At 47.9% G+C, this 12,401-nt stretch carries 12 protein-coding genes; 5 read left to right on the top strand and 7 right to left on the bottom strand.

The window, feature by feature from the left end; translation table 11 throughout:
- Positions 1-212: 212 nt before the first annotated feature.
- The 3 genes from ACFQ1C_RS10820 to ACFQ1C_RS10810 form a co-directional block, all read right to left on the bottom strand.
- Positions 213-1,532, bottom strand: a complete 1,320-nt coding sequence (locus tag ACFQ1C_RS10820) for a dicarboxylate/amino acid:cation symporter (RefSeq protein ID WP_379558625.1) — start codon at positions 1,530-1,532, stop codon at positions 213-215.
- A 276-nt stretch (positions 1,533-1,808) separates the two neighbouring features.
- The gene (locus tag ACFQ1C_RS10815) at positions 1,809-3,017 is read right to left on the bottom strand and encodes an ammonium transporter (protein WP_379558624.1); all 1,209 of its coding nucleotides are present in this window, start codon (positions 3,015-3,017) and stop codon (positions 1,809-1,811) included.
- 338 nt (positions 3,018-3,355) lie between these two features.
- The gene (locus ACFQ1C_RS10810; protein ID WP_379558623.1) at positions 3,356-4,732 is read right to left on the bottom strand and encodes a hypothetical protein; all 1,377 of its coding nucleotides are present in this window, start codon (positions 4,730-4,732) and stop codon (positions 3,356-3,358) included.
- A 219-nt stretch (positions 4,733-4,951) separates the two neighbouring features.
- Here ACFQ1C_RS10810 and ACFQ1C_RS10805 point away from each other — a divergent pair, with 219 nt between their 5' ends.
- From ACFQ1C_RS10805 to ACFQ1C_RS10795, 3 genes are all read left to right on the top strand, one after another.
- On the top strand, positions 4,952-5,197 hold the full coding sequence (locus ACFQ1C_RS10805; protein WP_379558622.1) for a DUF2960 domain-containing protein: 246 nt from the start codon (positions 4,952-4,954) through the stop codon (positions 5,195-5,197).
- A gap of 204 nt (positions 5,198-5,401) precedes the next feature.
- Positions 5,402-7,270: a sensor domain-containing phosphodiesterase gene (locus ACFQ1C_RS10800; RefSeq protein WP_379558621.1), complete on the top strand. Its 1,869-nt coding sequence runs from the start codon at positions 5,402-5,404 to the stop codon at positions 7,268-7,270.
- A 254-nt stretch (positions 7,271-7,524) separates the two neighbouring features.
- Complete coding sequence (locus tag ACFQ1C_RS10795) at positions 7,525-8,007, top strand: copper chaperone PCu(A)C (protein WP_379558620.1); 483 nt, start codon at positions 7,525-7,527, stop codon at positions 8,005-8,007.
- A 46-nt stretch (positions 8,008-8,053) separates the two neighbouring features.
- Here the strand turns inward: ACFQ1C_RS10795 and ACFQ1C_RS10790 are convergent, their stop codons facing one another.
- From ACFQ1C_RS10790 to ACFQ1C_RS10780, 3 genes are all read right to left on the bottom strand, one after another.
- On the bottom strand, positions 8,054-8,491 hold the full coding sequence (locus ACFQ1C_RS10790) for a CoA-binding protein (RefSeq protein WP_379558619.1): 438 nt from the start codon (positions 8,489-8,491) through the stop codon (positions 8,054-8,056).
- A 93-nt stretch (positions 8,492-8,584) separates the two neighbouring features.
- Complete coding sequence (gene trxC, locus ACFQ1C_RS10785) at positions 8,585-9,022, bottom strand: thioredoxin TrxC (protein WP_379558618.1); 438 nt, start codon at positions 9,020-9,022, stop codon at positions 8,585-8,587.
- Positions 9,023-9,024: 2 nt separating this feature from the next.
- Positions 9,025-9,432, bottom strand: a complete 408-nt coding sequence (locus ACFQ1C_RS10780) for an META domain-containing protein (protein WP_379558617.1) — start codon at positions 9,430-9,432, stop codon at positions 9,025-9,027.
- Between the two features lie 251 nt (positions 9,433-9,683).
- Between ACFQ1C_RS10780 and ACFQ1C_RS10775 the strand changes: the two genes are divergently transcribed.
- A complete protein-coding gene (locus ACFQ1C_RS10775) occupies positions 9,684-10,406 on the top strand; it encodes an MOSC domain-containing protein (RefSeq protein ID WP_379558616.1) in 723 nt (240 codons plus the stop codon).
- Positions 10,407-10,538: 132 nt separating this feature from the next.
- Here the strand turns inward: ACFQ1C_RS10775 and ybcJ are convergent, their stop codons facing one another.
- Positions 10,539-10,754 (bottom strand): ribosome-associated protein YbcJ, encoded by a 216-nt coding sequence (ybcJ, locus tag ACFQ1C_RS10770; RefSeq protein ID WP_379558615.1) that lies wholly within the window; start codon positions 10,752-10,754, stop codon positions 10,539-10,541.
- Positions 10,755-11,122: 368 nt separating this feature from the next.
- On the opposite strand from ybcJ, the gene ACFQ1C_RS10765 reads away from it, so the two are divergent.
- Positions 11,123-12,256 (top strand): aminotransferase class V-fold PLP-dependent enzyme, encoded by a 1,134-nt coding sequence (locus ACFQ1C_RS10765; RefSeq protein ID WP_379558614.1) that lies wholly within the window; start codon positions 11,123-11,125, stop codon positions 12,254-12,256.
- Positions 12,257-12,401: the final 145 nt, after the last annotated feature.

The raw sequence follows: 12,401 nt of genomic DNA, 5'->3' as shown, positions 1-12,401 counted from the left end.
TTAATGTGCGGTTTTTTGGCCAGAGCACATAGGATGCTTGAAACGGTGATTAAATAATTGAAAACAATAGTCAGATAAAAATACTGTTGAATTTGAATTTTTAATATCTAGTGGAGGGTAATTATGCAAAGTGGCATTGATATAATAATCATTGTTAAAGCTAACAAATAAGTAGTGACACCCAAGCTTAGCTTGGGTGTCAGGTTTAAACTTTATAGGGTGTGATTGTTTTTTGCAGATGAAAAATGAATATCTTCTTCTTTCTTACCCGCTTTTGGATCATTGAATCGAGCCACATCCATGGCGCCTTCGCTTTTGCCCACAATACAGGTGACTACCGAGTCGCCGGTAATGTTAACGGCGGTACGTATCATATCGAGTAGACGGTCGACGCCGATAATTAGCGCAATGCCCTCAACCGGCAACCCTACCTGATTAAGTACCATGGCTAACATAATAAGCCCGACGCCAGGTACGCCCGCAGTGCCTACCGAAGCCAATGTGGCGGTCATGATCACCATTAGATAATCGTTAAAGCTTAAATCGATATTAAAAGCTTGGGCAATAAAGGCGGTGGCGACACCCTGCATAATCGCGGTGCCATCCATATTAATCGTGGCTCCTAGCGGCACGGTAAACGCGGCCACCTTATTATCTACGCCCATGCGCCGAGTGGCGGTTTCCATGGTCACCGGTATGGTGGCGTTAGATGAGGCAGTAGAAAAGGCGAACATGATGGCATCTTCCATTTTTTTCAGGAAGATAAGTGGGTTTAGGCCGGTAAAAACGCGGAACATAATGGAGTAGGTGACCAAACCGTGCAGCAGCAAAGTACCCGCTAATACGAGGAAGTATTCCATTAAGTTAACTATAGCATCGAGGCCTAAGCTGCTGAACAGCTGCGCCATTAAACAAAACACTCCATACGGGGCTATGTTCATCAGTAGCGAAACGAGCTTCATGATCACTTCGTTGAAATCACTAAACAACGCCGCAATACGCTCTCCAGGCTTGCCAGCTAGGCTGATAGCAATACCAAACAGCACGGCAAATACGATGATTTGCAACGTGTTGCCTTCTGCCATCGAGTTAATGGGGTTGGTGGGAAACATGCCAACGATTACTTCACCCAGCGTAGGCGCTACGTTCGCACTAAAGGATGCGGCACTGGTTAAGTCGACGCCCTCACCTGGCTTAAACAGGTTGCCCATTAACAGCGCAAGCGTAATGGCGATGGCGGTAGTGACCATATAAAAAGCCAAGGTCTTGCCGCCCAGTCGGCCCAGTGTTGATAAGTCTTTTAGCGAGCTGGTGCCGCATACCAAAGACACAAAAATAAGCGGAACCACTAACATCTTTAGGCTGGCAATGAATATCTGGCCGCCGACCTGTAACAGGCCGTCGACCACATATTCCTGCACGAGCGTGACATCAGCTAACAGGGTGCGGAATATAAATCCCGCTAAAATGCCCAGGCACATGCCGAGTAGAACTCTGGCGGTCAACGACATTTTTTTCTTATCGGTGGTCATCGAGTTGAATCTCCTTGTCCGATATTAAAGAGCAAAACGGCGGCATCATCAGATGCCCTGTATTGAGGGATTACGCCTCAGATTCACCACGCCTCATCGGGCTGAAATGGCAAAATGGCGCACAGAATGCCAGTTTTTTGGTTTGGCGTGAAGTTTTCTGCTTTAAAAACCCCGTGCATCTCCCATCATTATCCTGTTTGGGTTCCTGATGAGTGCTGTGCGCTGTAGCAGAAAACATCGGCTATACACGCCTGCTCCTCGATTGCACCACAGGCTCTAGTCATTAAAAGTCGCCGCAATTTTGTGAATGCTGAGGTCGGCGCCGTTAAACTCTTGTTCTTCAGTTAAACGAATCCCCACCAGCAACTTGATGCTGCCGTATACCAGCAGGCCTCCGCAAATGGCGATGGTAATGCCGGCTAATGTACCGATTAACTGAGAGAAAAAGCTCACGTCGCCCATGCCGCCTAAGGCTTGCTGACCAAATATGCCGGCGGCAATACCACCCCAAGCACCACAGATGCCGTGTAGCGGCCAAACACCCAACACATCGTCAATTTGCCATTTGTTTTGTTGCAGGGTAAAAAACCAGACAAATAGCGCGCCGGCAATCATGCCTACCGCAAGCGCGCCGATCGGATGCATAAGATCAGAACCGGCACACACGGCCACTAAACCGGCCAGCGGACCGTTATGTATAAAGCCGGGGTCATTCTTGCCCAGTAGCAGGGCGGCGATAATACCGCCGACCATGGCCATCATCGAGTTGAGTGCAACCAGACCGGAAATACCATCTAGTGTCTGAGCCGACATCACGTTAAAGCCGAACCAGCCGATGGATAGAATCCAAGCGCCTAAAGCCAGAAAAGGGATATTGGATGGCGGAAAGGCCACCAGCTTACCGTTACGATAACGGCCCTTACGCACGCCCAACAGCAAGACAGCCACGAGAGCAATCCAGCCACCCACGCTATGGACAACTACCGAGCCGGCAAAGTCGTGGAAGGCGGAGCCAAAGGTAGCGATTAGCCAATCTTGCAAGCCAAAGTTATTGTTCCAAGCTATCCCTTCAAAGAAGGGGTAGACCAGCGCTACCGACAGGGACGACGCGCACAAAATTGGCCAGAATTTAGCGCGTTCGGCAATGCCACCGGAGACGATGGCTGGAATGGCGGCGGCAAACGTCATTAAAAAGAAGAACTTGACCAGCTCGTAGCCTTGCCCGGCCGCCAGTGTTTCGGCATCTTGAAAAAAAGTGACGTCATAGGCTACCCAGTAACCGACAAAAAAGTAGGCTAGGGCGGAAAAGCCAAAGTCGGTCATGATTTTAGCCAATGCATTCACCTGATTTTTATGGCGAACTGTGCCGACTTCTAAAAAGGCAAAACCGGCGTGCATGGCAAACACCATGACAGATCCCATTAACAAAAATAGGGTGTTGGCACTTTGTGCCAGAGTATCGATGGCGCTACCGATGCTATCCATATAATGCGTTCTCCTTCATGCCTTAAAGTGGTGCGGTGCTGCACTATTTTGGTGCTTTAGTTGTTGTTACCTGTCCGGCATGGTGCATCTCTGCGCTGGCCAAATGGCGGTCAACGCTTGATAGTCGGGGGATGGGAAGGATAAAAGCCGAACATGATCCCTGCCTCATGCGGATGGTTTGTCTCCATCAGAGACCCACATGCAGGTAGCTGCATAAATGATGCCAAAATGTTGATAGCGGTGTATCGAGAGGGATCCCTGCCGGGCAAACTGAATGATGAGCACCATACGGTTAATGATTAGCGCAAGTGTCCGCTAATCATGCGATACACCGACAATTAAGCGGTTGAGTCTGATGTTGTAGACTTTTTTTGCGGGATTTCTTCTATTTCTACAATTTTAGAACGGCTCATTACTACCTTCCAGCGCTGGATATGTGGCGGCTTCTGGCCTTGGATTTCACGAGTAACTAGATTGATGAGATAGCGCTTTTCAACAGGGTGACGGGCTACTTGTCCTTCTTTTAATTGGTAGACGTGGTGAGATCCTTTTTCCATCAGCTTGGCCAATAAGCTTAAATCTAGCTGTAGCGTCTCGCGGGTTTGCTCATAACCGCTTAAAAAGCGAGTCGGTAGCATGCGCGAGTGGCTGCCATAGTGCATTACCACTTCTTCTTTTTGGGTTACGCTGGCGTGGCGAGCCGCTAGAATCTCTTCTTTAAGCTTGGAGGGGCGACGGTAATCGAACCACTCAAGCTGGCGCCCCACCAGTTGATTACTGTGTACATCAAAATATTGCCGCCGCCATTTTGGGCGCCCTTTACGTAACCAACGCCACAAAGTGTTACGCAAGTCGTCTTTAAATATTTCACGCAGTGCATACAACAATGCTAGCAATAAAATAACCAGCAACGAGATGCTGCCCAGCGTCTCACGTACTTCAAATACCGCTAACGACATTGTCGTCATCACCACGGCGGTGACGCCGGCTTTCAGCATTTTTTCTTCACCGCCCCCCAGCTCTTGGGTTTTTTCTTTTAAGGTCACCGGATACTCAATAAGGCGGCGCAACAGGCGCATTTTATTAGAAATACGCGATAAGGCTTCGGTAGTGTGACTCGAGTTGTATTGTTGTGCTACGCGGTGCTGATGTTCAACCTCACAAACTTCTAAGAGCAGTGTTTTGGCCGTTTTATATTCTTTACCGCGGGGTAAGTGAGCCACTAGCGACAACAGCCGTTGCTCGGTGGACCACGATAAATAATTATCAATGTTGACGTAATATTTGCGCAGGGTTTGATCGTTAGGAACAGTACGGCGCAAACGCCGTAAAATATCTTGTGCCAGTGCAATCAGCTCTTCGATCGACTCTTGGCTTGCTCCGTCTTTTTCGTTACGCAACACGTGACAAGAGTGCTCTAGACCAATGGCATATTGGTAGGCATATAAACTAAGGCTTAGACGATACTGTTCGGAGGAAAGTTCGCCGCGGCGTGCTAAGCGACTGTGGATCAGCGGTAAGTAGGGACGATCACTAAAGTAAGTACGCTGTACGTGAATAGCGCTGTGATAAAACTCTTCTTCTGGGACTACCTTCGTATTGAGATCGAGCTCTTTAGGTACGAATACATAAATATCCAGCTGGTGCTCGGTCGCCTCCCGCAGAATACGAGATATTTTAAGAGAAAAACCGTCTTTACGTTCAACGCTTATCACAAATTAGAATCATTCCATAAACATGAGTAATGACAATATATTAACGCATTTTAATCGGTGGCGCTCTCGATTGCTGGTAACCGTTTACTATGCACGCTAAATAAAGAAAAAAGGTGGTGTAATGAGCTAGAGCTGTGTTTTTTTTACAGCGCACATAAGCAAAGCTTGAGTCAAGGTAGTGATTGCGGTGACAATGACGTTTTACGTGGGAATATCAGCATGGCTTTTCGTATTCGTTATCATTATCGTAAGCAGCCCAAAGACATCGGTTACGCCAATGACAAGCACCGCAGTGTGTATGACGCGGTAGCAAGCGCAGAAGGAGTCGACTTAGCGGAGTTTCATCGTGTAGAAAGCCAATTGGCCAATGTGTGCCGTAATGATCGTAAAACGATGAAGGACTTTCGTGAAGAGTATTTTCGAAAGCTCGGTTTTAGCGATGTGGTTATAGAACGCGAAGAGTGAAGAGTAATGTAGACGCATACGTATTGTTTTTCGCCTCAAGCTCAGTGAAAGCTGCTTGGTGTGTTGGTTCTTCAGCTAAGAGTTCCGTTGTCTGAGCTAATTTTGCGAGTTGAGAATGTAAAGTTTTAATCCGTAGTTTACGATAAATAGTTATTTCAGGTTTGGCACAGTAATCATCCATAGGTGGTGCCAAATGAGACTGCCATGATGACGTGGCACCCAACAGCTAATGGATTATCTGTGGAACAAATTCAGACTTTTTTTGGCTACCATAAAGCGCATATGCAGTTATTGCACAGTATCGGTTTTAGTGGGCTATGTAAGAGTAAAAAGCTAGAAGCGCTAACAGCTCTTTGCGCAGATTTACTTAAAGTAGATAGTTCGGCTATTTGGGTCATGGGGCCCGGTGGAAGCAGCTTGAGTCGAGAGCAGCGCTATCAGCCGCAAGCTGGGCATCATTATGCACCTTATCATTTAGAGCGAGCTCAACACCCGCTCTATTTTAGTGCGCTGGAGGCCGCCGAAATTTTATTTACCCACGACGCTACGCAAGACTCCCGCACTCGTTCCTTGCGGGATAATACATTACATACAGGCTGTTCGATGTTGGCCATGCTGGATGCCCCTATTTATGACGGTAGTCGGTTATGTGGCGTGTTGTGCCTAGAAAGTCGCGAACCGCGTCACTGGAGCTTGACCGATATTGCCTGTGTGGCCGCCTTTGCCGATACCATTAGTTTGATTAATACCCATGAAGCGTGGTTGAAGAGCCGTAAAGAGCTGGATTACATTACCCATCATGACGATTTTACGGGGTTGCTGAATCAGCGCTCACTACAGTATCGCGTTCAACAGTTAATTAGCCAACGAAATCCTCCGCAGTTTGCCTTACTTTGGTTTGATATCGATCGCCTTAATGCCATTAATAATGGCATGGGGGGGCAGGTTGGCGACGCTGTAATTAGTGAAATAGCATTGCGCTTAAGAGGCGTGTTATTGCCTGGCAAGGATCTAGTGGCGCGGGTAGGGGGGGATGAGTTTGCCATGCTGTACCGTTTTACGTCAGCAACGGACGATATACGTGAAGCGGTCGCGACTATTATGGCCACCATCAATCAGCCGGTTCAAGTTGGACAGCAAAGCCTTGCTGTGAGTACCAGCGTGGGCATTGCTATTTTCCCTGATGATACCGAGGACTTGGCGACGTTAATTCGCTATAGCGAGTCGGCCATGTACCAAGCCAAAGCCTATGGTCGCCGGCAAGCTCAGTATTTCAATCAAGATGTATCTGCCTCAGCTAAGGCAAGCTTTCTGATGGAGCATCAATTGATTGAAGCGATTTCCAATCATGATCTGAGTGTTTTTTATCAGCCGATTATGTCTGGCGATGCACAGAGCATCGTGGGTTGTGAAGCTTTAGTACGTTGGCAGCACCACAGTTTGGGTTTTTTATCTCCCGGCGAATTTTTACCTCTAGCGTATGAAGTTGGCTTAATTGCTGAACTCGATTTTTGGGTGCTGGAGCAGGTCTGTAAGGATATTAAATTAAGTCGAGATCGAGGACTCGCCATGCCAATTGTCGCCGTTAACTTGTCGGCAGATGCTCTGGTTGACCCTTTGCTTACGGATAAAGTTTGGGATTTGCTTGAACAATATCAAGTGCAGGGCTCCCAGTTAGAGCTTGAAATGATTGAAGACGCTATTAAAGATGATTCAAGCCTGCTGCAACAAACGCTAGAGCAACTGGTACGGATGGGCATCAAGCTTTCCATCGATGACTTTGGTACTGGTTATTCCTCACTCCTACGACTGAAAAATTTGCCGTTTACCACCCTTAAAATTGATCGCTCTTTTATTGAAGATTTGCCCAAAAGTGCCGATGACTGTGCCATAACGTTGTCGATATTAGGGATGGCAAAAGGGTTGGGCGTATCTGTGGTTGCTGAAGGGGTAGAAAACGACGAGCAAGAACGTTGGTTACAGCAACAAGGCTGTAATTATCTGCAAGGGTTTAAATACTACAAGCCAATGCCACGGGATGATTTATTTAAAGTGCTAATAGGTGTTAAGTAATAAATTCTCACCTAAGTGTTCTGCATTATACAAAATGTACAGCCCGTCACACTCTCCGTTTCTCCCCCAGAAAGTTTCCGATAATGGAAGCCGAGCGCGCCGTGCATACCTTACCGGCAGAAAATTGCCATTGCGATGAACGTCTATGCAAAGGCTAGATATTTATATCTAGCCTTTGCTATTGTCTAGCAGGCCTTTATGAGGCTAGTGCTAACGATAGTTGATAAACATGAATACAAAAGGAATCAGGAAATATGACACCATTGAAAATGTTATTTGCCTCGGCGCTGCTGTTGGGCTCTGCCGCAGTGTCTGCTCATAATTATCATGCGGGGGAGCTGGATATTGCCCACCCTTGGGCTAGGCCATTGCCGCCAGTGGCAACAGTTGGCGTTACCTATTTTACTGTGACCAATAACGGTGACACAGATGATGTGCTATTGAGTGCCGAAAGCCCGGTCGCCGAAACAGTAGAAATGCATACCCATGTCAAAGAAGGTGACATGATGAAAATGCGTAAACTGGAAGCATTAGTGGTTCCCGCTAAGGGTGAACTGACTCTGGCTCCAGGCGGCCACCACTTAATGCTAATGAACCTTAAACAAGTGCCAGTAAAAGGCGAACGCTTCCCAGTAACGCTGCATTTTAAACAAGCGGGTACCGTGGAAATTGAGGTAGCGGTTGACACTAAGCCAGCAGAAAAACACGATGGTGAACCCCAGCACAACCATCACTAATTAAGCGAAATATAATATTAGGGGGGCTTCCCCTAATATTTAAACTCTAGTTAGCGCTATGCATCAGTAGTTTATGCACTTTTTTGATGCAAATATCTTCAACATAATCAAGTTCTTCCTCTCTTGCCGACTCTGCTGCAACTGTACTGGTCACGCCTTCTTGCAGCCATAGACACTGCGCATTATGTGCAATCGCCTCTAGTGTAATTTGGGCTGCAAATTCGCCACGACGAAACACATTGATAAGATCTACTTGCTCTAGCTCTTCTAGAGAGCTCACACACGTCTTCCCTAAAATAACAGCTCCGGCTAGCTGTGGATTAACGGGATGTACATCAAAGCCATGCGTTAATAAATACTGCATCACGTCGTAGCTGGCGCGTTCTGGTCGATTAGAGGCACCTATTAAGGCAATGCTTTTTGTTTGACTTAATATGCGTGCCAAACGCCGTTTTTCGAGCGGTTTGAGTTCAAGTTGATCCATCATGTATCCCTAGTGATAAGAGCGCCTTACGCCATACGTTCGTTGCTCGAAGAACTGCGGTCTTTCTTTATCGTATAGCGTACGGCATATAGCTTACGACTGCTTTAAGCTTTCGAGCCATTGGCGTAATTGCCCGGCTGACAGTGCACCAGACTGACGCGCTACTTCTTTACCGTGGTGAAACGCAATTAAGGTAGGAATAGAACGAATGCCAAACCGAGCCGCCGCCGCTTGATGAGCTTCGGTATCTAGCTTAGCGAGTCGGAGCTGGCCGCTCATGTCACCAGCTGCGGCGCTAAATACGGGCGCCATTTGCAGACAGGGGCCACACCAAGGAGCCCAAAAGTCGACCACCAGCGGCAAAGTCTCGTTGGCTAATAACCTGTCCAGCTTAGGGCCGCCCAGAGTGAGTGCCTCAGACGGGACTAGTTCTGCTTTACACTTGCCGCATAACGGTACTTGCTGTAGACGAGTGCTGGGCACGCGATTTTTAGCGTCGCAACCCGGACAAATCAATAAGTGTTCACTCATCATTACATCCAGTCGGCAAGCGCATAAGTCAGCGTATGTTGCTCGCCTACCAGTTCGAGTTGCTGGCCGTGATTATTGACAGAGGCACCATTACTCAGGGTATGAAGCACGGCGGCTTCAACTTCTTGTTCTGCAGGAGAGCAGGCCATTTTTGTGCTGGCCAGTGGATCTGCCTTAATGCGATTTTTTTCTAAGGTGGCACTGCCAAAGAAGCGGTTACAGCCCGCTAAACCATTAATAGAGAAGTGCTCACCAATCTCTAGATCAGACTTAATATTGGTGTTTATGGTGGTGCCATCAATGGCAACTAAGTTCCAGTGATGATGCTGTAAGTCAGACTCAGTCACCTTAAGGCCACCACTGCAAGCGGTGATAAGTAGAGTGCTGGCGATCACTATGGCTGTTTTCATAACGGCTCCTTTATTGATTATTTTTGTTTAACGCAGGCATGAATATCTGCATTCTCACATTATGATACGGATGATCTTAAGCAATAATAGTGAACAGTTAGCGATGTTTTTTCAAGGAAAGCCGGCTGATCCTCGTTGTAGCGTCAACAAACTGAGCTTAATGTGATGATAGTCGCATCGAACAGTCAATAATGGCGTAAGCAATCGTATTTAGCGAATGGCAACCTTTAGTCATGAGGGATGGGGGTACTATGCAAGTGAGTATTTTGGCGGGTAAAGCCGCGATGCTAAATGAGCACATTAGCAGTGCTATTGATAAACGGCTGATCCCTAAACGGCAGTTTTGTGGCGTTACGGGACTCGTTGAAGATGCTCAAGTATCATTGCAGTTTCATGGTGGGCCCGAGCGAGCGTTGCATTATTATCCCCGTGAGCATTACTCTTTTTGGCAAAGCTGGTTTCAGGGTATGGGATTAAATAGTGCGGTGTCGTTGTTCGGCCCTGGCGCCTTTGGCGAAAATATTTCTGGCATTGGCTTAACAGAGCAAGATGCCTGTATTGGCGATATTTATCGCCTAGATGATGCCTTAATTCAGATTAGTCAGCCCCGCTCGCCGTGCTATAAACTCAATGCTCGCTTTGGCTGCGATTTTTTTTCGGTCGTGGTGCAAGCCAATGGTCGTACCGGCTGGTTATGGCGGGTGTTAGAAACTGGCGAGGTAGGGCCAGAGGCGACTTTAACGTTAGAAGATCGCCCGCACCCGCAAATGACCGTTAAGCGAGCCGGCGACATCGTATTTAATCAGGCATTTAGCCCAGACGGGCTGCAAGAGCTGGCAACACTCGCGGGGTTATCACCGAGTTGGCAGCAGAAGGCGAAGGATTACTTAGCTGCAGGCCAAGTTACCGACTGGAGCATGCGACTATTAGGGCCAAGCCCAAAGGGCTGCGGTCAGCCGTTCCCCTACGGGTAGCTATAAGCCGTCAGCGATCAGATAAACTAAGCCCGACAAAGACGGTATCTGTGTTTAACTTACGGCGTACAGCGTAAGGCGTGTTGCTGCTCTTTAGCTGAGAGCTTACCGCTGACAGCTTACGGCTGTGTTTTAAGCAATCACTTCGACCTGTTGACCGTTGAACTCGACTTGCTGACCGATGATGATTTTACAACGCTTACGCAGTTCAACTACGCCGTTTACGGTCACTAACCCATCATCGATGACCATCTTGGCCATAGCGCCAGACTCGCACCAGCCCTGTACTTTTAATAGGTTATGCAGCGGAATAAAGGGGTGGCCTTCTAGGCTGAATTTTTCTTGCATCAGTATTTACCTGGGATAAAAATAGTGCGTAATGGTAACACCGACTCAGGCTATGCGGGTAATAGCAGGCGATTAAAATTTGAGTATTAGGCCTTTGTTATTTACCTGCACACTAGGCATTATTAACGGACTCACGTTTGGCTGGTGATCCTCGCCTATACTAGAATCATCAGTTGTCGCTCAGGCTCATCACTAGGCCGCCCTTCCATCTCGTATGAGGGTAAAGTCGCTGTGTTGTCTAACCGCATGGAAGGTAGGGATATCATATATGGCAGGGATAGGTTTCGACCTGAAAGGTCTGTTTACCGGCGCCAACCGCAGTCGCAGATAGTGTGCTTGTTATTTAGTTATTAGTTCAAGAGGTGCTTATGTCCGGACTTTTACCCCATGTCGATCCCGAAGGCCTACTGGAATATTCAGTGGTGTATACCGATCGTGCGCTTAATCATATGTCGCAACGTTTTCAGCAAGTAATGTGCGATATTTCTTCCAATCTTAAAGATATTTATCAAGCTCACTCCATCGTGGTGGTGCCCGGTAGTGGTACCTTTGGCATGGAAGCGGTGGCGCGTCAGTTTGCCACCGATCAACACTGTCTTATTATTCGTAATGGCTGGTTCAGCTACCGCTGGAGCCAAATATTTGCCGCTGGTAGCATACCTGCATCAGAAACCGTATTAAAAGCCCGCCCAATAGAGGCAGGACCACAAGCGGCCCTAGCCCCTGCGCCTATTGAAGAAGTAGTGGCGAACATCAAGGCCAATAAGCCCGGACTGGTGATTGCGGCTCATGTTGAAACGGCCGCCGGCATGATACTGCCCGATGATTACCTTAAAGCAGTGAGCGAAGCGATACATGAAGTGGGCGGTTTGTTTGTGCTCGACTGCATAGCTTCCGGTGCCACTTGGGTAGATATGAAGGCATGCGGTGTGGATATTTTACTGAGTGCCCCGCAAAAAGGCTGGAGCAGCTCGCCTTGCTGTGGTTTGGTGATGATGAGTGAGCGTGCCCGCACGCGCATTGAAACCACGCAAAGCACCAGTTTTGCTTGTGACTTAAAGCAATGGCTACAGGTGATGGAAACCTACGAGCAAGGTAGCCACGCTTATTACACCACCTTACCCACCGATGCATTGGCGCTCTTTCGCGATACCATTAATGAAACTGGCGGCTTAGGTTTTGCTGAAATGAAGTTGCGCCAGCAACAGTTAGGCGAAAGGGTGCGCGCCATGCTGGCGGCGCGGGGTATTAAGAGTGTGGCCGCCAACGGCTTTGCTGCCCCCAGTGTTATCGTGTGTTATACCCAAGATGCCGCTATTAAAAACGGCAGCAAATTTGCTGAAGAAGGTGTGCAGATTGCTGCTGGTGTGCCCTTACAGTGTGATGAGCCTGAAGACTTCCAAACCTTTCGTATCGGGCTGTTTGGCTTAGAAAAGCTGAAGGACGTGGCCGGTACTTTAGCCACTTTAGAGCAAGCGCTAGACAAGGTATTAAAAGACTAAGACTTATGCCGTTGTGTACCGTAATAATAAAAAGGCCGCCTCGAGCTAACACCATTCAGTTAAGCGTGTTTAGAGCGAATGGTGTACCGAGTTTTTGATATCCGAACGGTCCTACTCTTGGGCCGTTTTCTTTTTTCAGGCAAAA

Source organism: Oceanisphaera ostreae (genome assembly GCF_042676125.1).
Taxonomy (GTDB): Bacteria; Pseudomonadota; Gammaproteobacteria; order Enterobacterales; family Aeromonadaceae; genus Oceanimonas; species Oceanimonas ostreae.
The sequence above is the reverse complement of the archived record's forward strand: the minus strand, read 5'-3'. Positions and strand labels throughout refer to the sequence as shown.